19 protein-coding genes are annotated in these 21,388 nt (G+C 65.6%); 15 read left to right on the top strand and 4 right to left on the bottom strand.

Annotation, left to right across the window (positions count from 1 at the left end):
- Positions 1-158 precede the first annotated feature (158 nt).
- The 8 genes from SB764_RS08950 to SB764_RS08915 all read left to right on the top strand — a co-directional run bounded on the left by SB764_RS08950 (position 159) and on the right by SB764_RS08915 (position 8,850).
- A complete protein-coding gene (locus SB764_RS08950) occupies positions 159-1,160 on the top strand; it encodes an LLM class flavin-dependent oxidoreductase (protein WP_176081545.1) in 1,002 nt (333 codons plus the stop codon).
- A 66-nt stretch (positions 1,161-1,226) separates the two neighbouring features.
- Positions 1,227-2,546 (top strand): LLM class flavin-dependent oxidoreductase, encoded by a 1,320-nt coding sequence (locus SB764_RS08945; protein ID WP_410863277.1) that lies wholly within the window; start codon positions 1,227-1,229, stop codon positions 2,544-2,546.
- A gap of 31 nt (positions 2,547-2,577) precedes the next feature.
- Positions 2,578-4,380 (top strand): amino acid ABC transporter permease/ATP-binding protein, encoded by a 1,803-nt coding sequence (locus tag SB764_RS08940; protein WP_343666856.1) that lies wholly within the window; start codon positions 2,578-2,580, stop codon positions 4,378-4,380.
- A complete protein-coding gene (locus tag SB764_RS08935) occupies positions 4,380-5,357 on the top strand; it encodes an ABC transporter substrate-binding protein (protein ID WP_410863275.1) in 978 nt (325 codons plus the stop codon). The genes SB764_RS08940 and SB764_RS08935 overlap by 1 nt, the downstream gene beginning before the upstream one ends.
- A gap of 31 nt (positions 5,358-5,388) precedes the next feature.
- Positions 5,389-6,468 (top strand): LLM class flavin-dependent oxidoreductase, encoded by a 1,080-nt coding sequence (locus SB764_RS08930; protein ID WP_065060484.1) that lies wholly within the window; start codon positions 5,389-5,391, stop codon positions 6,466-6,468.
- Between the two features lie 125 nt (positions 6,469-6,593).
- Complete coding sequence (locus tag SB764_RS08925; protein ID WP_065060485.1) at positions 6,594-6,938, top strand: DUF3088 domain-containing protein; 345 nt, start codon at positions 6,594-6,596, stop codon at positions 6,936-6,938.
- Between the two features lie 44 nt (positions 6,939-6,982).
- Entirely contained in the window at positions 6,983-8,242 is a 1,260-nt protein-coding gene (gene argE, locus SB764_RS08920) for an acetylornithine deacetylase (RefSeq protein ID WP_074986278.1), read from the top strand.
- A 53-nt stretch (positions 8,243-8,295) separates the two neighbouring features.
- Positions 8,296-8,850, top strand: coding sequence for a GNAT family N-acetyltransferase (locus SB764_RS08915; RefSeq protein ID WP_321902497.1), 555 nt, complete (start codon positions 8,296-8,298; stop codon positions 8,848-8,850).
- 114 nt (positions 8,851-8,964) lie between these two features.
- Here the strand turns inward: SB764_RS08915 and SB764_RS08910 are convergent, their stop codons facing one another.
- Positions 8,965-9,540, bottom strand: a complete 576-nt coding sequence (locus SB764_RS08910; RefSeq protein WP_410863272.1) for a cytochrome b — start codon at positions 9,538-9,540, stop codon at positions 8,965-8,967.
- Between the two features lie 463 nt (positions 9,541-10,003).
- Between SB764_RS08910 and SB764_RS08905 the strand changes: the two genes are divergently transcribed.
- The 5 genes from SB764_RS08905 to SB764_RS08885 all read left to right on the top strand — a co-directional run bounded on the left by SB764_RS08905 (position 10,004) and on the right by SB764_RS08885 (position 14,836).
- Positions 10,004-10,471: a rhodanese-like domain-containing protein gene (locus SB764_RS08905; RefSeq protein WP_065060488.1), complete on the top strand. Its 468-nt coding sequence runs from the start codon at positions 10,004-10,006 to the stop codon at positions 10,469-10,471.
- 48 nt (positions 10,472-10,519) lie between these two features.
- A complete protein-coding gene (gene epsC / locus SB764_RS08900) occupies positions 10,520-11,458 on the top strand; it encodes a serine O-acetyltransferase EpsC (protein ID WP_065060489.1) in 939 nt (312 codons plus the stop codon).
- Positions 11,455-11,718 carry a helix-turn-helix domain-containing protein gene (locus tag SB764_RS08895; RefSeq protein WP_074986095.1) on the top strand — a complete coding sequence of 88 codons (264 nt, stop codon included), beginning with the start codon at positions 11,455-11,457 and terminating at the stop codon, positions 11,716-11,718. The genes epsC and SB764_RS08895 overlap by 4 nt, the downstream gene beginning before the upstream one ends.
- 165 nt (positions 11,719-11,883) lie before the next feature.
- Positions 11,884-12,816, top strand: coding sequence for a family 2A encapsulin nanocompartment shell protein (locus tag SB764_RS08890; RefSeq protein ID WP_065060491.1), 933 nt, complete (start codon positions 11,884-11,886; stop codon positions 12,814-12,816).
- Entirely contained in the window at positions 12,791-14,836 is a 2,046-nt protein-coding gene (locus SB764_RS08885) for a family 2A encapsulin nanocompartment cargo protein cysteine desulfurase (protein WP_410863269.1), read from the top strand. Before SB764_RS08890 ends, SB764_RS08885 begins: the two co-directional genes overlap by 26 nt.
- A 702-nt stretch (positions 14,837-15,538) precedes the next feature.
- Here the strand turns inward: SB764_RS08885 and SB764_RS08880 are convergent.
- From SB764_RS08880 to SB764_RS08870, 3 genes are read right to left on the bottom strand one after another with little or no spacing between them, the layout of a single operon-like run.
- Positions 15,539-16,309: an SDR family NAD(P)-dependent oxidoreductase gene (locus SB764_RS08880; protein WP_183039579.1), complete on the bottom strand. Its 771-nt coding sequence runs from the start codon at positions 16,307-16,309 to the stop codon at positions 15,539-15,541.
- 47 nt (positions 16,310-16,356) lie between these two features.
- Positions 16,357-17,088 (bottom strand): sulfite exporter TauE/SafE family protein, encoded by a 732-nt coding sequence (locus SB764_RS08875; RefSeq protein ID WP_410863267.1) that lies wholly within the window; start codon positions 17,086-17,088, stop codon positions 16,357-16,359.
- A complete protein-coding gene (locus SB764_RS08870; RefSeq protein ID WP_183716761.1) occupies positions 17,085-18,431 on the bottom strand; it encodes an aminotransferase class III-fold pyridoxal phosphate-dependent enzyme in 1,347 nt (448 codons plus the stop codon). Before SB764_RS08870 ends, SB764_RS08875 begins: the two co-directional genes overlap by 4 nt.
- A gap of 97 nt (positions 18,432-18,528) precedes the next feature.
- On the opposite strand from SB764_RS08870, the gene SB764_RS08865 reads away from it, so the two are divergent.
- Both SB764_RS08865 and tauA read left to right on the top strand, forming a co-directional pair.
- On the top strand, positions 18,529-20,043 hold the full coding sequence (locus tag SB764_RS08865) for a PLP-dependent aminotransferase family protein (protein WP_110328682.1): 1,515 nt from the start codon (positions 18,529-18,531) through the stop codon (positions 20,041-20,043).
- A gap of 262 nt (positions 20,044-20,305) precedes the next feature.
- Complete coding sequence (gene tauA, locus SB764_RS08860; protein ID WP_410863265.1) at positions 20,306-21,370, top strand: taurine ABC transporter substrate-binding protein; 1,065 nt, start codon at positions 20,306-20,308, stop codon at positions 21,368-21,370.
- Positions 21,371-21,388 lie beyond the last annotated feature (18 nt).

Raw genomic sequence — 21,388 nt, 5'->3', positions numbered from 1 at the left:
GAAAATTATGCGCAATCCACGCACAGGCCGTTTCTGCAATGCATAGCAGAAATCAGTCGTACGCCTGATGACTTGCGGTGGACATAATGTCCGGCGGGGTGTGAGTGCGTTTCCGCAATCTTTCATCCGCGTGCATGAGCGCGCGGGAAGGGAGTGACATGTCCTGGTCCCTTTCGATACTCGACAAGAGTCCGATCGCCGAAGGCGCGAATGCGCACGAGGCGCTGCAGTTCACGATTCGTCTTGCGCAACGCGCCGAAGCGCTGGGTTATCGGCGCTACTGGATCGCCGAACATCACGGCGCGCCGGGGCTTGCGAGTTCCGCGCCGGAAATCGTGGTCTCGCATCTGCTTGCGCATACTTCGCGGCTGCGTGTGGGCTCGGGCGGCGTGATGTTGCAGCATTACAGTCCTTTCAAAGTCGCTGAAACGTTTCGCGTGCTGGCCGCGCTCGCGCCGGGCCGCGTCGATCTCGGCGTGGGCAAGGCGCCGGGCGGTCTGCCGCTTACCACGCGCGCCTTGCAGTGGTTTCACGACAAGACGAAAAAGCCCGACTTCCCGCATCAACTCGCCGAACTCGACGCGTTCCTGAAATGGGGCGTGGCCGAGGATCATCCGCTCGCGGGCGCGGTGGCCTTGCCCGTGCCGCCCGAGCCGCCGCAGCGCATTTTGCTGGGTGGCAGCGTCGAAAGCGCGCGTCTGGCCGCCGAGCACGATTGGGCCTTCTGCTACGCGGGTCATTTCAACGGCGACGAAGCCAACATCGAACGTTCCATCGACGCTTACCGCGAAGCCACCGGCCGCGCGCCGCTGCTTGCGCTCTACGCGTTTGCTGCTGAAACAGCGAAACAGGCGCGCGAACAGGTGGGGGCGTTGCGCATCTTCAAGCTGCAACTCGCAACCGGCCAGAGCGTGAATTTGCCGAGTCCCGAGGCCGCCGCCGAATTCGCGCGGCAAACCGGCGTGTCCGATTATCGGCTCGACGAATTGCATCCGCATGTGGTTGCCGGAACCGCCGAGGACGTGCGAGACGATCTCGACGCATTGCATGCGCGCTTCGGTATCGAGGAATTCGTGATCGACACGCCCGTTGCGGACTATGCGTTGCGGCTCGCGTCATATGAACTGCTGGGCCACGCCGCGCTCGCCGCGCGCGTTTGAATTTGAGCGCGCAACAGGCGTCGATCGGATCTTCACTTCACATACTGTCGCTGGACGGAACTGAACATGACACAACGAAACCTCACATTCGGCATCATGCTGCACGGCGCGGGCGGTCACATGAACGCGTGGAAACACCCCGGCGGCCCGGCGGACGCCAGCGTCAATCTCGACTTCGTCACGGGCATCGCGCAAAAGGCCGAAGCCAATGGCGTGGCCTTCGCTTTCGTCGCGGACGGGCTGTATATCAACGAAAAATCAATCCCGCATTTTCTCAACCGTTTCGAGCCGATTTCGGTTCTCTCGGCGCTCGCGACGGCGACCACGAAAATCGGCCTGGCGGGCACGTTGTCGACGTCGTACAGCCATCCGTTCACGGTCGCGCGCCAGTTCGCTTCGCTCGATCTGATCAGCGGCGGCCGCGCGGGATGGAATGTGGTGACGTCGCCACTCGAAGGATCGGCGAAGAACTATGGCGGCGAACATCCCGATCACGAACTGCGCTACGAGATCGCCGATGAATATCTCGACGTCGTGCAAGGTCTGTGGGATAGCTGGGACGACGACGCGTTCGTGCGCAATCGCGCGAGCGGGCAATTCTTCGATCGCGACAAACTGCACACGCTCAATCACAAAGGCCGTTTCTTCGAAGTGGCCGGGCCGCTCAATATCCAGCGCTCGCCTCAAGGGCAGCCGGTGATCTTTCAGGCGGGCTCGTCGGAGTCGGGCATTGCGCTGGCCGGCAAATACGCCGATGCCGTATTCACGCATTCGCCCTCGCTCGAAGAGACGCGCGAGTTCGCCGAGCGCGTGCGCGCAAGCGCGGTCGAGCATGGGCGCGATGCCGCTGACGTGAAGATTTTCCCGGGCATCGGTCCGATTGTGGGCACGACGCTCGAAGAAGCCGAAGCGAAGTACGCCGCGATTCGCGATCTGCTCGATATCGACGACGCGCTCGCCTATCTGGGCCGCTTCTTCGAGCACCACGACTTTTCGCAGTATCCGCTCGATGCGCCGTTCCCCGAACTGGGCGAGCTCGGCACCAACAGTTTCCGTTCGACCACCGATCGCATCAAGGCCGACGCGCGCCGCAGCGGCGCGACGCTGCGCGAAGTGGCGCTCGAAGTGGCCACGCCGAAAACGCAGTTTCTCGGCACGGGCGAGCAGATTGCCGACGAGTTGATCCGCTGGCTCGACGCGGGCGCTGCCGATGGTTTCATCCTCGGCTTTCCTGTGCAGGCCGAAGGGCTCGACGACTTCGTCAAGCACGTGATCCCCGTGCTGGAAGCGCGTGGCCGCTACGACCGCCGTCTCAAGGGTGAGACGCTGCGCGATCACCTGGGCTTGCCGCGTCGCGAAAGCCGCTACGCCGCCGCCGCGGTGTGATGACCGACTCCACGAGCAGGAACCGCAAACCATGAGCGATACCACTCATCTGGACGCCTCCGCGAACGCGGCCGGCACGCCCGACTATGCGCGCTATCGCGTCGTGCCTGCGCGCCATCGCGCGCGCACGGCGGGGACGGTGCTGGCCGTCGTGCTGATCGGCGTCGTGTTGCAATCGGTGCTCGGCAATCCGCGCTGGGAATGGTCGGTATTCGCGCAGTGGTTCTTCGCCGGACCGGTGCTCGAAGGACTTGGCCGCACGCTCGTGCTCACGGCGTTGGGCGCGGCGTTCGGCTTTGCGCTCGCGGTGCCGATCGCGCTCGCGCGGCTCTCCCGCTCGCCGTTGCTAGCGGCGCTCGCGTGGGCGTTCGTCTGGCTGTTCCGCTCGATTCCGCCGATCGTGCTGCTGCTTTTGCTCAACAACCTCGGCTATCTGTACGAGACCGTGTGGATCGGCGTGCCGTTCACGCATCTCACGCTGCTGCAAGCGCCCACGGCGGATCTGATCGGCCCGTTCTTCGCGGCCGTGCTCGGGCTCACGCTCAATCACGCTGCGTTCGCCGCCGAAGCGATTCGCGGCGGCATTCTCTCGGTCGATCAGGGGCAGCGCGAAGCGGCGGCCGCGCTCGGTCTGCCGCATGCGCGCCAGGCATGGCGTATCGTGCTGCCGCAAGCGATGCGCGCCGTGTTGCCGACCGCCTTCAACGACGTGATCGGACTTGCGAAAGGCACCTCGGTTGTCTATATCCTCGCGATGCCGGATCTGTTCTACACGGTGCAGATCATCTATCACCGCAATCTCGAAGTGATCCCGCTGCTGATGGTCGCGACGATCTGGTATCTCGTGATACTCACCGTGCTCTCGGCGATTCAGGTGCATATCGAGCGTCACTATGCGCGAGGCGCGACGCGCGAGCAGCCCGCGCGGTCGCGATTCAACCGTTGGCTCGCCGTTGGCGTGGCATCTGTGGCGCGTACCGTTGGTGCAGCGCTTGGCAAACTTCGTGGCGACACGCAGGAAGCGGCGCATGCGCTTGCGGCAGCGGGCGCGGAGTCCGGCTGGGCTCAGCAACGCGTGGGCGGGCGGGTCGGCATTCATAACGTGTCGCGGAGTTTTGGCGCGCTGAAAGTGCTCGACAACATCTCGCTCACGGTGCCGTCCGGCAGCGTGACGGTGATTCTCGGTCAGTCGGGCTCGGGCAAGTCGACGCTGCTGCGCACGATCAACCACCTCGAAAGCGTGGACGACGGCTTCATCGACATCGATGGCGAACTCGTCGGTTATCGACGCGAAGGCCGCACGCTTTACGAATTGAAGGAAGCGGAAATCCTCAAGCGCCGCGCCGAAGTCGGCATGGTGTTCCAGAGCTTCAATCTGTTTCCGCATCTGAGCGTGCTCGACAACGTGATCGAAGCGCCGCTCGCGGCGGGCGTGCCGCGCGAGATCGCGACCGCACAGGCGCGTGCGCTGCTCGCGCGGGTTGGCCTCGCGGACAAGGCCGATGCGTGGCCGCGCCAGCTTTCCGGCGGCCAGCAGCAACGCGTGGCGATTGCGCGCGCGCTCGCGCTCAAGCCGAAGGTGCTGTTGTTCGACGAACCGACGTCCGCGCTCGATCCCGAACTCGTGAACGAAGTGCTCGACGTGATTCGTCAGTTGGCGCGCTCGGGAACGACGCTCGTGATCGTCACGCACGAGATCGGCTTCGCGCGCGAAGTGGCGGACACGGTCGTGTTCATGGATGGCGGTCGCGTGGTGGAATCGGGGCCGCCCGCGCAGGTGCTGAGTAATCCGTCGCATACGCGCACGCGCGAATTTCTCTCGAAGGTGCTGTGATGACGGATGGACGCACGTGCGTCGCGATGCGGCCGGGGCGACGCCGTTTCGTCACGGCATTGGCTGCGCTGGGCGCGTCGCCGTTCGCGGCGGCGGCGTCGTCCGGGGGCGATGCCTCAAGCGCCACGCGCTTCGACTTCAGTCCGCAACAGCGCGGCCGCCCGCGCGCCGCGAAAGACGCGCAGGCCGTCCAGGCGCTCGGCGGATATGCGCTCGCGAAGGCGGGCACGCTGACCGTGGCGGTCGCGCCATTCGCGCCGCCGATCGCCACTTACGCGACCGACGCGCGCACGATCGTGGGCGCGGACCCGGACTACGCGCAATTGCTCGCCGACGCGCTCGGCCTGTCGCTCGCGCTCGTCACGGTGGCGTGGCCGGACTGGCCGCTCGGCCTTGCGTCCGGCAAGTACGACGCGGTGATCTCGAACGTCGGCGTCACGGAAGCGCGCAAGCGCAAGTTCGACTTCACGAGTTACCGCCAGGGACTGCACGCGTTCTACGTGCGCCAGGACAGCGCCATTCGTGCGATCGGCGCGCCGGCCGACATCGCGGGCCTGCGCATCGTCACGGATTCGGGGACGATCCAGGAGCGCATCCTGATCGAATGGAACCGGCAGAACGCGGCGCGCGGCGTCAAGACGGCGTCGCTGCTGTATTTCGACGACCGCGCTTCCGCGCGGCTTGCGTTGCTGTCCGGACGCGCCGACGCGATCTTCGACCCCGATGCGCCGCTCGCTTTCGAAGCGGCCACGCAAGGCGGCATTCGCAAGGTCGGCGAGATCAACGCGGGCTGGCCCGCGCGCGCGGACGTGGGCGTTGCGACGCGCAAGGACAGCGGCCTGGCGCCGGTTCTCACGCTCGCCACCAATGGCGTGATCCGCGCGGGGCAGTACCGCAGCTCGCTTGCGCGCTGGGGGCTGCTGCCCGAGGCGCTGACGCAATCGCAAACCAATCCGCCCGGACTGCGCGATGCCTGAGCGCGCCGTTCGCGGCTTTCATGGAGACGGTATGGCCGCCATTCGCATCGACCATCTGGCTTTTCTCACGCCGGGCAACTATCGCGACGAATCGCCGTTCGAAGGCATCGAGCAATCGCTCGATCTGTTCGCCGTGGGCGAGACGCTTGGTTACGACAGCGCCTGGGTGCGCCAGCGGCATCTCGAACGCGCGGTGTCGTCGGCGGCGACGTTTCTCGCGGCGGCAAGCCAGCGCACCGCGCGCATCGGGCTTGGCGCGGCGGTGATCCAGATGGGCTACGAGAATCCGTTCAGGCTCGCCGAAGATCTCGCGAGCGTCGATGTGCTGTCGCGCGGGCGATTGAATGTGGGCTTGAGCGCCGGTGCGCCTGGACATGGCGCGTTGCTCGGCGAGCGTTTGTTCGATGCCGATCCGCAGCAGATCGACTTCTCGTATGCGCGCATCGCGCGGCTGCGCCAGAACCTCGCGGGCGATTGGCTCGGCGATGCCGACACCTTCGTCGAGTCGGCGGCGGGCCGGGTGCGTCCGCGCGTGACGCCGTATGCGGCCGGGCTCACCGAGCGTCTCTGGTACGGCGGCGGCTCGCTGCGCTCGGTGGAGTGGGCGGCGCGCAACGGCTTCAATCTGCTGATCGGCAACATCACGGCGGGCGAGGGCACCGACCATTTTCGCGAGGCGCAATTGCGGCAGATCGCGGCGTACCGCGCGAACTGGCACGAGGCGCGGCCGCCGCGCATCGCGCTGGGGCGCGTCATCGTGCCGCTCGACAGCGCGAGCACCGCGACGCGCGAGTTCTATCGCGCGTATGCAGCGGGCCGTCATGCGCGCACGCTGATGCCGCACGGCGAACGCCGCACGCTGTTCGCGCCCGATCTGGTCGGCAGCGCGGAGGAGATCGTCGCTGCGCTTCAGGCCGATCCCGTGTTAGCCGAGGTGAGCGAGCTGCGCCTCGAATTGCCGTACGACCTGCCATTCGAGCACTATCGGCAAATTCTGGAGGACGTGGCTACGCGCGTTGCGCCACGGCTTGGATGGCGGGCGCGGGATGCACTAGCGGCGGCGAATGTTGCTATGCCGGATGTGGCGCGTGATCGGCGCGAAGTCGCTTGATCGCTCGCTCAATCGCTTAGTCACGGCGGGCATATCGTTCTCGCGAATGGCTGGTTGCGATACCCGTGCGCAAACATCAAAATCATTCATTATCCTGATCAATATAACGAGGAATTCAATTCAGTATGAGCCGTGACCTTCTGATTCTGCTCCAGCCCGGTTTCTCCGATCCGGCTCATCCCGGCGAACGATTCATCTGCCCGCACGGTGCGCCAATCGAAGGGCTGCTCGCGAGCGATCCTGCGCGCGTGGCGCGACTCGACGTGAAGCGCGTGCCGTTCGCGCGACCGCGTGCCGCCGTCGTTGCGGTGCTCGACGAAGCACATCAAGGTCTGCCCGTGCTGGTGTTCGGCGACGAACAGCCGCCGCCCGCCGACGCCCAAACGCTCGGCGAGCGGCGCTTCGTCAACGACCCGCAGCGCATTCTCGCGCTGCTTGCCGAGCGCCACGGCTTTCCCAAAGTGCATTGAGTCTGCGCACGCATTCGCCCGCAGTCCGTCATCAGGAAATCGCGATGTCCAATTTCGTATCGTCCGGCGAGGCACTCGCTGCCGCGCCGAATGAACCTTCGCCCGCGGCGCTCGACTGGGTGCGTCGCCTCGTTTCAATCGACACCACGAGTCATCTGCCGAATCTCGGCCTGATCGAGATCGTGCGGGACGAACTCGCGCGCCACGGCATCGAAGCGACGCTGGTGCACGACCGGCGCGAGGGTTGGGCCAATCTCTTCGCGACGGTGCCCGCGCATGACGGCGCGCGCGATGGCGGCATCGTGCTCTCGGGACACACCGATGTTGTTCCGGTGGCGGGGCAGCAATGGGACAGCGATCCCTTCGCGCCCGAAGTGCGTGACGGGCGTCTGTTCGGTCGCGGCACCTGCGATATGAAGGGGTTTATCGGCACGGCGCTTGCGTTGCTGCCGCACATTCGCGAGACGCGCCTCGCGCAGCCGCTGCACTTCGCGCTCTCGTACGATGAAGAAATCGGATGCGTGGGCGCGCCGCATCTGATCGCCGATCTCAAGCGGCGCGGCGTGCGGCCCGCCGGTTGCATCGTCGGCGAGCCGACTGGCATGCGCACGGTGATCGCGCACAAGGGCATTCACACGTATCGCTGTTGCGTACGTGGCCACGCGGCGCATTCCTCGCTCACGCCGAAGGGGCTGAACGCGATCGAATATGCGGCGCGCCTGATTTGCCATATCCGCGATATTGCTGATCAGTTTCGCGAACAGGGACCCTTCGACGACCTCTTCGACGTGCCGTTTACGACCGCGCAAACGAGCCTGATCGAAGGCGGCAATGCGATCAACACGGTGCCCGCCGAATGTCGCTTCTCGTTCGAGTTCCGCAATCTGCCGAATGTGGCGCCGGAGACAGTGATCGGGCGCATCGAAGCGTGGGCGCGCGAAACGCTGTTGCCGCGGATGCGCGCCGAGCATCCGGCGGCGGCCATCGAGTTCGAGCGGCTTTCGTCGTCGCCGGGACTCGATGCCGCCGAGGAAGCGGCGATCACGCAACTCGTGCGCGCGTTGACCGGCGAGCGCGAGCGGCGCAAGGTCGCCTACGGCACTGAAGCGGGACTGTTTGCGCAGGCCGGTATCCCGACCGTGGTGTGCGGACCCGGCCATATCGAACAGGCGCATCGTGCCAACGAATACGTGTCGCTCGATCAGCTGGCGAGCGGCGAGCGTTTCCTGCGCCGCGTGATTCGCAGCCTCGAAGCGGACGATGGACTGGCCGCCGAGGCGGAACGCGCGGCGCTAGTCGTTTGAATGCGAGTGTCAGTGTGACGAGCATCCCAACAACATCCGGAGACGACGCCATCATGGGCAATCGCGAACGCATCGAGACATTCGCAGACATCGCTATTTCATCCGCGCTGGATGAGCGTTTCGAGCGCGTGTCGGTGCGCGATCCGCGCGCACGGCCGCTATTCGAAGAACTGGAGTACGAATATCGCAGCCGCTACGAGGATGTGATTTCGACGCAGGAACTGCGCAACGAAATGACGCGCTACGCCGATGATCTGTTTGCACCGCCCAAGGGCGCTTTCGTGCTGCTGCTTCGCGGCGAGACGGCGGTGGCGGGCGGCGCGTTCATGCCGCACGCCGATGCGGGCACGGCCGAGTTCAAACGCATCTGGGCGAGCCGCGCGCTGCGCCGCCAGGGGCTTGCGCGGCGCGTGCTCGGCGAGCTGGAAAACGAAGCCGCGCGCCTCGGCTATACGCGCGTGTTTCTCGGCACGGGACCGCGTCAGCCGGAAGCCATTTCGCTCTATACGCATAGCGGTTATACGCTGCTCTCCGCGCACGATTTCGGTGAGGATGCGCCGCCTGGATATCACTTCGAAAAGCTGCTCGCGCGTGGCGCACGTACGTGAATCATTGCGCCGAATTTACGGAGCGCGAACGCGTGGCGCAAGTGCATCGCTTCGATGGCGGCCCGGATTACTGGCGGCCCGAAGACGTCAAGCTTGTTTACCTCGTTTTTTCGATCACAACGGATCGCGCCGTCCCGTCATGCGTCCGAGAATATCGATGTGCTGGACCAGCTGATGATAGATCACGGCTAGCACATGGCCTGCTATCAGCAGATAGGACAGGTAGGCCAGCCAGTAATGGATCGTCGCCCCCAGATGCACCAGCAGCTTGTCCTGCGGAATGACGGAGGGAAGCGTGAAGAGCCAGAACCAGTTGACCAGATGACCGCCGCCATACGAAGTGAGATAGCCGCTGACCGGCATGGCGAAGAGGATCAGATACAGCAGCCCGTGACCGAGGCTCGCGAGCCGTTGCTCGAACGCGGGAATACGCTCGGGCAGCGGCGGCGCGGATCCTGACAAACGCGCAACGACGCGAATGAGCGTGAGCAGCAAGATGGTCAGGCCAATCGATTTGTGCAGATTGACCCAACCGCCATGTGAGGGATCGTGACGGTCCATCGTCGTCATATACCAGGCAATGGGAATGACCACGAACATGCAGAGTGCCGTCAGCCAGTGAAGGACGCGCAGCGCGGTGCTGTAGACGAGGACGGTCGTGGGGCGCGTCGAGGGCGAAGTGCGGGACATGGCGGGAATTTTTCTAATGAGTGTGACGCAAGCCTGCCACAAAACATCGTGCGCGGACGCATCGCGGTCGACGGGGTTTTATTATCCGGCGTTACACGGCACGCGGCTGATAGCCAATCGTCAGGTTGGCGGGTGACGCTTCGATGATGATCGCGAGCGCGCGCGCAGCCCGGCTTCCCCGGCCACTGACGCGCCACCTGCGATGTGACCGTCCGTTCGCGACGATCGTGCGCGATATATGCAAAGACGAATAAGTCACTTCAATTGCAATGTGTCGGATTCCATACTGACTCTCGCGTATGCGCGGCGGGTGGCGAGATGCCGGATTCGCCGCCGCGTATTTGAATAGCAGCTTTTCTTGGTTGGACGCGATGCAGTTTCCTCGCATAGTGGAATCCAGACGTCTATAGACGGCAGCGGCCGGGATGGCCGGCACGTTGCCGCTGTTCTCATGGAGGCACACATGACGGTGGAATTGCACGAAAAGCCGCTGCACGCGGATCTCGAAGCGGCGCGCGAAGCCGCGCAAACGGCGGGTTTGAGCTACGCGGGCAGCGTGACGCCGCAACAGGCGTGGGCGCTGCATCAAGCGGGTGACGCGGTGCTCGTCGACGTGCGCACGGCGGAAGAGCGCGCATTCGTCGGACAAGTGCCCGACACGCTGCATGTGCCCTGGGCGACGGGCACGAGCCTCACGCGCAATCCGCGCTTCGTGCGCGAGCTTGAGGCGAAAACGGGCAAATCCGCCGCGATCGTGCTGTTGTGCCGCAGCGGCAATCGCTCGGCACAGGCGGCCGAGGCGGCGGCGAAAGCGGGCTTTGCACAGGTGTTCAATGTAAGCGAGGGCTTCGAGGGCGATCTCGACGAGACGCGCCGCCGAGGTCGGCAAAATGGCTGGCGTTTCCACGGCTTGCCGTGGGTGCAGGACTGACTCGATCCCGCACGCCGCATCCAGAACCACCACAACGAGGGACCCGGCGTGACCGCTTTTCATGTGACTGAAATCGTTGACGCACTGCAGGCCGTCCGGCAGCAGTGGCGCGAGCGCCAGCGGCGCGCGCTCGAACCGGGCGGGCGCGATCTGCCTGCACGCGAGGCGCTCGCGCAGGTCGTCGAAACGCTCAAGGGCGTGCTGTTCCCGATGCGGCTCGGGCCGCCCGATCTGCGTCAGGAAAGCGAAAACTTCTACGTGGGCCATGCACTCGACGCGGCGCTGCACGGCTTGCTCGCGCAGGCGCGTCTCGAGTTGCGCTACAAGGCGCGGCGCGCCGATGCGGATTCCGGTTCGGACATCGATGCGCGCGCGGCGGCGGCAGTGCAGGCATTCGCGCGTCGGCTGCCGGAGATCCGCGCGCTGCTCGACAGCGACGTGCTCGCGGCCTACACGGGCGATCCGGCGGCGGGCAGCGTGGACGAGGTGCTGCTCTGCTATCCGGGCGTGCTCGCGATCATTCATCACCGCTTCGCGCACGAGTTGTACCGGCTCGGGCTGCCGCTGCTCGCGCGCATCATTTCGGAACTCGCGCACGCGGCGACCGGCATCGATATTCATCCTGGTGCTCAGATCGGCAGCGCGTTCTTCATCGACCACGGCACCGGCGTGGTGATCGGCGAAACGGCCGTGATCGGCGAGCGCGTGCGCGTGTATCAGGCGGTCACGCTCGGCGCGAAGCGCTTTCCGCGCGACGCGGCGGGCAACCTCGAAAAGGGCCTCGCGCGTCATCCGATCGTCGAGGACGACGTCGTGATCTACGCGGGCGCGACCATCCTCGGCCGCGTCACGCTTGGGCGCGGCGCGGTGATCGGCGGCAACGTCTGGCTCACCGAAAGCGTGCCGCCGTTCTCGCACATCACGCAGGCGATCACGCGTCACGAAACGCGCGCATCGGCGGCGCTCAGCGCGGGCGTGCCGTCATGAACGGCATCGTCCACGACTTCGGCGCGACGGTGCGGCGTTTGCGCGAGGCGCATGCGTGGTCGCAGGAGCGCCTCGCCGAACATGCGGGCCTGAACCGCACCTACATCGGCGAAATCGAGCGCGGGACCGCGATTGCGTCGATCGTCACTGTCGAGAAGCTCGCGCTCGCGTTCGGCGTGGGCGTGGCCGAACTGCTGGCCGGTTCGGCGCTGATCGTGTCGGGCGAACGCGCGCGCGCAGCAGGCGGCCTGCGCCCCTGAGCCGCTTCTTTTCTTCCACCTGCTTTTGATGCAACGCGTGCACCGCCGCGTGCGCGCTGCGTGTTGACGCCTATAGCCGGTTGAAGTGCGCACAGTGGCTTTTCATAATCGCCACTCGTCATAAGCAATGTGTTTTTTGTTCTAAGCAACCGGAGCCCCTTGTCCATGTCCACGACTTTGAGCAGTCAGACGGCGCTTGGCGATAATGCCGCGCGTCAGTTGGCGAACGCCACCAAGACCGTCCCGCAGCTTTCCACGATCACGCCGCGCTGGCTGACGCACCTGCTGCAATGGGTGCCGGTCGAAGCGGGTATTTATCGCCTGAATCGCGTCAAGGATCCCGAAGCCGTGCGCGCGGCCTGCACCGCGCGCGAAGACGAAGGCACCTTGCCGCGCACGTTCGTGCCGTACGAAGAGCAGCCGCGCGAATATTTCCTGAACGCGGTAAGCACGGTGCTCGACGTGCATACGCGTATTTCCGATCTCTATAGCAGCCCGCACGATCAGATCAAGGAGCAACTGCGCCTCACGATCGAGACCATCAAGGAGCTGCAGGAGAGCCAGCTGATCAACAATCCCGATTACGGTCTGCTGGCCAACGTCGAGGAAGATCAGCGCATTTTTCCGCTCACGGGCGCGCCCACGCCCGACGATCTCGACGAACTGCTCACCAAAGTGTGGAAGGAGCCTGCGTTCTTTCTCACGCATCCGCTCGCGATCGCCGCGTTCGGACGCGAATGCACGCGCCGTGGCGTACCGCCGCCGACGGTCAGCCTGTTCGGCTCGCAGTTCCTCACGTGGCGCGGCATTCCGCTGATTCCCTCGGACAAGGTGCCGGTCGCCGACGGCAAGACCAAGATCCTGCTGCTGCGCGTGGGCGACAAGCGTCAGGGCGTGGTCGGTCTCTATCAGCCGGGTGTGGCGGGCGAGCAGGGGCCGGGGCTGTCGGTCCGCTTCATGGGCATCAACAACCAGGCGATCGCTTCGTATCTGATCTCGTTGTACTGCTCGCTCGCGGTGCATTCTCCGGATGCGCTGGCCGTCCTCGATGAAGTGGAGATCGCCAAGTACCATGACTATCCCGACACCTACCGTTAATCCCGCGGCCGTCGAGCATCCGCCGTTGCCGGGCGGCTTGCCGGACCCCGCGACGCTGGCGAGTCTCGCGAACGCGTTCTTCAGCGCGCTGCCGGGCGGTACGAGCGGTGTGTCGGCGCCCGTTGTCGCGAGTCCCGATGTTTCCGCGGGCAGCGGCGCGACGGGTGGCTTGCCGTCGGCGCTGCCGGCTGCGGCGCCGATCCTCGCGTCGGTCAGCAATCCCGCGCCGGCCGGTTCGCCGCTGGCGGGACCGGGCGGCACGGGCACGGGCGTGCCCGGCTTCGCGCCGCCGCAAGGCAAGGCGCCGGGGCTGAATCTCGCGCCGTCCGCGCCCACGCACGTGCTCTCGCTCGGCAATCGCGCACCCGCGCTCGCGCCGCATGCGGCCGCTGCAAACGGGCTGCCGGATTCCGCCGTGTCGATTGCGCCGGCGCTCGAACCGCGTGCGGGCGGAGCGCTGCTCGGCGTGCCGCCGGTTCAGGAGGCGGCGAGCCCGACGCACGCACCGCCCGCTACGCCTGCCGCCACGGGACCGTCGCCGTTCTATTTTCTGCACGGCGCGCAGAACGGCTGGCACGGGCGGGCGCAGGACATCGACGTGCCCGTTCATGGTCACGGCCAAGGACAGGCTTCGCCGCAAGCGTTCGGTCTGCCCGGCGGCGACGTGTTGCGCGATCTCGTCGTGTTCGAACCGCGCAGTGTGGGCGTACCCAATGTGAGCGGAGTAAGCGGCGAAAGCGCGCGCTATTTCGTCGACGAGCGCGAGGCGGCCGTGCCGCACGGTCTGAAGTCGTCCGCGCATCCGCCGTTCGATGTGAACGCCGTGCGCCGCGATTTCCCGATCTTGCAGGAGCGCGTGAACGGCAAGCCGCTGATCTGGTTCGACAACGCGGCGACGACGCACAAGCCGCAAGCCGTGATCGACCGGCTCGCCTATTTCTACGCGCACGAGAACTCGAACATCCATCGCGCCGCGCATGCCCTCGCGGCACGCGCAACCGATGCCTACGAGCATGCGCGCAAGACCGTGCAGCGCTTCATCAACGCGTCGTCGCCGGATGAGATCGTGTTCGTGCGCGGCACCACCGAGGCGATCAACCTCGTGGCGAAAAGCTGGGGCGCGCAGAACGTGGGCGAGGGCGACGAGATCATCGTCTCGCATCTGGAGCATCACGCGAACATCGTGCCGTGGCAGCAACTGGCCGCGCAGAAGGGCGCGCGTCTGCGCGTGATTCCCGTCGACGATTCCGGCCAGGTGCTGCTCGACGACTACCGCAAGCTGCTCAGCGATCGTACGAAAATCGTGTCGGTCACGCAGGTGTCGAATGCGTTGGGGACGGTGGTGCCGGTGCGCGAGATCGTCGAGCTGGCGCATCGCGCGGGCGCGAAGGCGCTCGTGGACGGCGCCCAGTCGATCTCGCACATGCGCGTGGACGTGCAGGCGCTTGATGCCGACTTCTTCGTGTTCTCGGGCCACAAGATCTACGGCCCGACCGGCATCGGCGTGGTGTACGGCAAGCGCGAGGTGCTCGAAGCGATGCCGCCGTGGCAGGGCGGCGGCAACATGATCGAGGACGTGACCTTCGAGCGCACGGTGTTTCATGGGCCGCCCGCGCGCTTCGAGGCGGGCACCGGCAATATCGCCGATGCGGTGGGGCTGGGCGCGGCGCTCGACTACGTGAGCCGTATCGGCATCGAGAATATCGCGCGCTACGAGCACGATCTGCTCGGCTACGCGACGAGCGTGCTCGCGCCCGTTGCCGGCGTGCGACTCATAGGCACCGCGCGCGACAAGGCCAGTGTGCTGTCGTTCGTGCTGAAGGGCTACACGACGGCGGAAGTGGGGCAGGCGCTCAGCGAAGAAGGTATCGCGGTGCGCGCGGGCCATCATTGCGCGCAGCCGATCCTGCGGCGCTTCGGTCTCGAAGCGAGCGTGCGTCCGTCGCTCGCGTTCTACAACACCTGCGATGAAGTTGATGCGCTGGTGGCGGTCGTGAGGCGGCTCGCGTCGCGCCGTTAGAGATCGGGGGGCCGGTGTTGATTCGGCGCCGGCCCGCTGTTTTTCTGATCCCGCGAATGGTGACGCCACGTGTGCGGCCGCGTTTTCGCCGATAACGATCAAACCCGCTTCGGGCTCGGCCGGCAATCAATATTTGCAGCGCTGTTAGCTACCAAAGGCATTGTCAGAATATCGGATGAGGTTTCAATTTCGAGCCATCCGTGATCCGGCTATAACGGAATGGACTCAAATCGATAGGAGGAGGATTGCCGAGTACCAGCGCAGCTATCGCACTTCCCGCGCCTGGACCGACGCCAAACCCGTGACCACTGAATCCGGATGCGACGACCAGCCCCGGCACGGAGTCAGCGATCTCGCGAGAGGCGGTTTTGATAGCTCGCGAGGATCAGTCGGCAAAGCGCTTGCAACGATTGCGAACCCTGCGTCGGTCCTGTCTCGCACCCTGAAAACGGAGGGTCGTACGGACATTCGCGACGTCGTGTCGATCAGTGAACGACTCGCGACAGCGGAGTGTCGCGCAATGCCGGTGCACTGGAAAAGTGATTTGCTTGATGGCAACGCAACGAGCCGGATTGCGACGCGCGTCGGAGGTCAAAGTCGGTTCGCGATGCGGGTAACGTCGCCATAAAAAACCGCTGCCATACCATGACTTCTTCGGATAGCCGCCGCAACCGCGGCGCTATCCGATGTCTGAAGGGTTCGCTATGCCGCTGAGTCTTGCTCGGCCGGCTTTCGTACCACCTGAAAATTCCCTGACGCCTGCGATGTCGGCATCATCTCGATCGCATTGATATTGACGTTGGGCGGCAATGAAAGCAACCAGGAGATCGTGCTGGCGATATCGTCCGCGGTAAGCGGCGAGGTGTCGTCATAGAGCGCTTTTGCGCGGTCGCGGTCGCCTTGAAAGCGGGTGATCGAGAATTCGGTGCCGCCGCACAGCCCCGGCTCGATTGTCGTGACGCGCACGTTCTTGCCCGCCAGATCGGCTCTCAGGTTCAGGCTGAACTGATGGACGAACGCCTTCGTCGCGCCGTACACGTTGCTGCCCGGATACGGGTAGGTGCCGGCAATCGACCCGAGGTTGAAGATCCAGCCGCGATCGCGTTCGACCATGCCGGGGAGGGCCGCGTGGGTGCAATACATGAGACCCTTCACGTTCGTATCGACCATGGCTTCCCAGTTTTCCAGCGACGCGCAATACGCCGGTTCAATGCCGAGCGCCAGGCCGGCATTGTTGACGAGTACGTCGATGCCACCATATTGACGCTCGATATCGGCGAAGAACTGCTTGACTGCTGTGGCGTCGCGCACGTCGAGTGTGCTGGCGACGAGCCGTTCGCCGCAGCGCCGGGCGAGGGCCTCAAGCCGGTCTGCGCGCCGCGCGGTTGCGAAGACACGATGACCTTCGTTGCACAGGCGGGCACTGATCGCCTCGCCAAAACCGGCGCTCGCGCCCGTTACGACAATATTCATAGTGGAGACAATTCTCGATGACGATGAGGGAAACTGGACGCCCGCCGTCAGCTGACGAGCGCAAGGCATCCCGAGAGCAGCAACAAGCCGCTGACGATTCGATCGAACGCGACGCGCGACATGCGCGCTCCGCTGCGCTCGCCCAGCAGCACGCCGAGGGCGAACGCCGGCGCGAGGCCGACGCCGGTGATTGCGTGAGACACGGTGATGCGATGGCTGATCGCGAACAGCAGCGCCGTGCCGCAGAACAGCGCTGCAAAATAGCCGAGCAGGTTGGCGCGCAGCGCCGGTCCCTGATCGATGCCCGCGAAGTAGTAGACCGCGGGCGGGCCACCGAGCCCGGCGAGCGCGGTGAGCATGCCGCTCACGACGCCGGCGGCGACGAGCGGTATGCCGCTGCCGTGGTGCCGCCAGCGCCAGCCGCGCATATGGAGCACGGTGATCGCGAGTACGGCGATCGCGGTCGCGTGCCTCAACCTGCGCGCATCGGCGCCCGCCATCCAGTGCGACGCGAGCGCCGCGCTGACGAGCGCGACGGCCGCGAGCGGGAGTATCGAGCGCCAGCGTGCGACGCGGCCCCATTGCCGGATGCCCTGCAACGACGTCACGCAGTGGACGAACACGATCATGGCGGCCGTGTCCGCCGGGCCGAGCAGCAGGCCGAACAGCGGCGCCATCACGAGCGCGCCGCCGAACCCCGTCAAGCCTTTTGCGACACCGGCGAGCAGGCTGATCGACGCGAGCCAGGCGAGCGTGGCCGGTGTGCCGGCCAGCGTCACGCGCCGAACGACAGCAGGGTGTTGCGCAGGACGTCGACAGTCTGGTCGATGTGTTCGCGATCGAAAACGAACTGGGGCGCGACGATCGCGCAGTCGCCGGTCGTCTTCAGGTGCAGGCCCGCGTCGTAGAGCTTGCGTTGCAGCAGATGGCCGCGTCGTCCGGGCTTGCCGTCCGACTGCACGTCGATTCCCGCGAGCATCCCGTAGCCGCGTATATCGGTGACGATGGGCAGTTCGGCCAGCGTTGCGATCTGTTCGAGGAAATAGCCGGAAAGCGATTGCGCGCGTTCGAACAGGCGCTCGTCGCGATAAATGTCGAGCGCGGCGAGTGCGGCGGCGCTCGCGACCGGATGCGCGGACCAGGTATAGCCGTGGAAGAACTCGATCGCGCCGTCCGGGGCGCTGTTCACAATCGCGTCGTGGACGTGATCCGCCACAGCGACGGCCGCCATCGGCACGGCGCCGTTGGTGATCGCCTTGGCCATGGTGATGAGATCGGGCGTCACGCCGAAACTTTGCGACGCGAACGCTTCGCCGGTGCGCCCGAAGCCGCAGATCACCTCGTCGAATACCAGCAGAATGCCGTGCGCCGTGCAGATTTCGCGCAGCCGTTCGAGATAGCCTTTGGGCGGAACCAGCACGCCGGTCGATCCCGCAATCGGTTCGACGACACAGGCTGCGATGTTTTCCGCGCCGTGGAGAAGGATGAGGCGCAGCAGGTCGTCCGCGAGTTCGCGGCCGTGTTCGGGCTGGCCCGTGACGTAACGGTTTTCCTCCAGCCAGGTATCGCGCATGTGCACGACGCCATGCACGATGTTGCTGAATGCCCGCCGGTTGTTGACCATGCCGGACAGCGCGACGCCGCCGAAATTCACGCCGTGATACGCGCGCTCGCGCGACACGAACATCGTACGGCCAGGCGCGCCGACCGCGCGCTGATAAGCGAGGCAGATTTTCATCGCGGTATCGACCGCCTCGGAACCCGAGCTGACGAAGAACAGCTTCCCGATGCCCTGCGGCAGCAGTTGCGCAATGCGAGTCGAGAGTTCGAACGACTTTGGATGGGCGCGCAGGAAGCTCGGCGAAAAGTCGAGCGACAGCAATTGCGCATGCACGGCTTCGGCGATTTCGGCGCGGCAATGTCCGGCGGGCGTCGTGAACAGGCCCGACCCGGCGTCGAGAACCGGCCGCCCGTCCAGGTCGTAGAAGTATTGATCCTTGGCGCTCCCGAACATCTGCGGGGCGGATTTGAATTCGCGGTTCGGCGTGAACGGCAGCCATTGGTGCTGCAAGGAGGCCGATCCGGCGGTGAGCGGGGAAAGTGGGGCGTGCGGGGCGTTCATGATGACGGCTCCTGATGAGATGGTGCCATGATCAATTCTTTTTTGTCGTCCGCATAATGCCAGCGATGGGTTTCGATGGTGCCAGCCGGGAGGGCGGATGCAGTGCGACGAACATGAACTGATGTGGCGGCAACTGCTGTCGAGCCCGGCGCAGGGCGGCACGCTGCTTCAGGCGCGGCTGCGCACCGCGCTCGTCGGTGCGATCCTCGACGGGCGCCTTCCGCCTGGCTTGAAGCTGCCGTCGGGGCGCGATCTGGCCGTTCTTGCCGGCGTGTCGCGCAACACGGTCGTGCTCGTCTACGAGCGCCTCGTGTCGGATGGCTATCTCGAAGCGCGTGCGCGCGATGGGTTCTATGTGTGTAGCGCGATCGATCGCGCGGACGTCGCGCACGTCGGTGGTGCCCAGGCCAGCGGCCGACCGGACTGGCAGGCGCGTACCGCCCGCCTGCAGGAGTCGTTCCGCTGGCTCGACCGTCCGTCGGGTTGGGAGAAGTTCCGCTATCCGTTCGTCTATGGCCAGTTCGACCCGAGCCTTTTCCCGCTCGCGCACTGGCGCGAATGCAGCCGGCGCGCGCTTGAAGTCGCCGCGGTCGAACACTGGGCGCAGGACAGCACGGGCGGCGACGCGGCGGCACTCGTCGACCAGTTGATCCGCCGCGTACTGCCCCGGCGCGGCATTGCCGCAACGCCGGACCAGATCCTGCTCACGCTCGGCACGCAGCATGGGCTGTATCTGCTGGCCGATCTGTTCGCGCGAGAGGGCACGAGGATCGGCGTCGAGGACCCCGGCTACATGGACGCGCGCAATATCTTCGCGCATCGGCGGGCGCAGATCGTGCCGCTGCCCGTGGACGCGCAGGGCGTGGCATGCACGCCGGCGCTCGCCGAATGCGATTACGTCTACTGCACGCCGAGTCATCAATGCCCGACCGGCGTGACGATGAGCACCGAGCGGCGGCTCGCGCTGCTCGATCACGCGACGCGTCACGACCAGATCATCATCGAGGACGACTACGATCCCGAGACGCAGTACCTCGGCCAGCCGCTGCCGGCGCTGAAGGCCATCGACAAGAGCGATCGCGTGATCTATCTGAGCAGCCTGTCGAAGCTGCTGTCGCCGGGATTGCGGATCGGTTACATCGTTGCTCCCGCATCCGTCATTGAGCGTCTGCGCGTGATTCGCCGGCTCATGGTGCGTCAGGTGCCGGGCAACAACCAGATCGCCGCGGCGCTCTTTATCGAGCACGGGCATTACGACCGACTGCTGACGCAGACGCGCCAGACGCTCGGCGTGCGCGCCGGGGCGGTAGGCGACGCGTTGCGCCGCCATCTTCCCGATGCGTGCTTCGAACCGCCGCGCGGCGGCTCCGCACTGTGGCTGCGCCTGCCGGGACACCCCGACCTGGCCGCGCTGCGCGCCGCCGCCATCGCGGAAAAGCTGATCTACGATCCCGGCGAGCCGTTCTTTCATGGCGCGATGACGCAGCCGCATCTGCGACTCGGATTTTCGTCGATCCCGCTTGAGCGCATCGAGCCCGGTGTTCAGACGCTGGCGCGGCTTGTCCGCCAGTGCATGCGTCGCGCCGGTGCGCGCGCCACGATGCAGACGTGAGCGTCGACCCGGCATCGTGCCACGCGCACAACGAACGCACGGCCGCTGCACCAGAACGGTACTTGCACGAGACGGCGCGCGCGCTACCTTGCCGATGATGCGGCGCTCACGCCGCGCGCCGCACGAGCGATAACACGGCTGGCCCTGTTGAAAGTCGTCGCTGGCACCATCCATTGGCCTGGATTCTGCGTCGCTGGATGGGGCGCGATATGCACGTGAAGCATGTCGCCGATCGACATCCCATCAATCAAAGGACGACTGCATGAAGACGCTTGCCCGACGTTTTGGTTCGACCCGCACGCAGGTTTCCCGCATCGCGCGTACGCTCCTCGTGCTCTGCGCGGCAGGGGCGGCCTGCACGGCAACCCGCGCGTTCGCCGCCGACAAGGAAGTCACGATCGCCTATCAGGACATGATGGTGCCGTGGCGCTACGCGCAACAACTCGACGAAGCCGGGAAGGCGACCGGATACAAGGTCAGCTATCGCAAGTTCGGCGGCGGCGGCGATGTGATTCGTGCCATGGCGTCGGGCAACGTGCAGCTCGGCGAGGCGGGATCGAGCCCGGTTGCCGCCGGCCTGAGTCAGGGATTGCCGATCCAGCTCTTCTGGATTCTCGACAATATCAACAACGCGGAAGCGCTCGTCGCGCGCAAAGGCAGCGGCGTGACCACGATCGCGCAACTCAAGGGCAAACGTCTGGGCGTGCCGTTCGTCTCGACGAGCCATTTCCATGCGCTGCTTGCGCTCAAGCGAGCCGGGCTCCAGTCGGGCGACGTGAAGGTGCTGAACATGAGGCCGGCGGAAATCGCGGCCGCCTGGGAGCGCGGCGACATCGACGCGGCCTACGTCTGGAACCCGGTGCTCGGCAAGATCGAACAGAACGGAACGGTCGTCACGACGTCGGGGAAGATCGCGGCGGAAACGGGCCTCGCGACCTTCGACGGCTTCGTGGTGAACCGCGACTGGGCGAAAGCCAATCAGCCCTTCATGGCCGCGTTCGTGCAGATTCTCGCGAAGGGCGATGCGGACTATCGCGCGCATCCCGACCAGTGGACCGGCGCGACGCCGAAGGGCCAGGCGGTGGCGGCGGTGTCGGGCGGCGCGCCTGACGAAGTGCAGGCGGCGCTCGCGCTCTACGCGTTCCCCACGCCGCAGGAGCAGGCATCGGACAAGTGGCTCGGCGGCGGCAGTGCGTCCGGCGCGGCGAAATCGCTGGCGGCGACGGCGGCCTTCCTCAAGGAGCAGAAGACCTTGCAGAGCACGCTGCCGGACTATTCCGTGGGCGTCACCGACGAATACGTGAAAGCGGCCGCTGGCATCAAGTGACGCGCACGTAGCGCAAGG

Source organism: Paraburkholderia sp. SIMBA_027, assembly GCF_046535315.1.
In the GTDB taxonomy this organism is placed as follows: domain Bacteria; phylum Pseudomonadota; class Gammaproteobacteria; order Burkholderiales; family Burkholderiaceae; genus Paraburkholderia; species Paraburkholderia tropica.
Note: the sequence above shows the minus strand (reverse complement) of the source record. Positions and strands in the feature narration are given on the sequence as shown.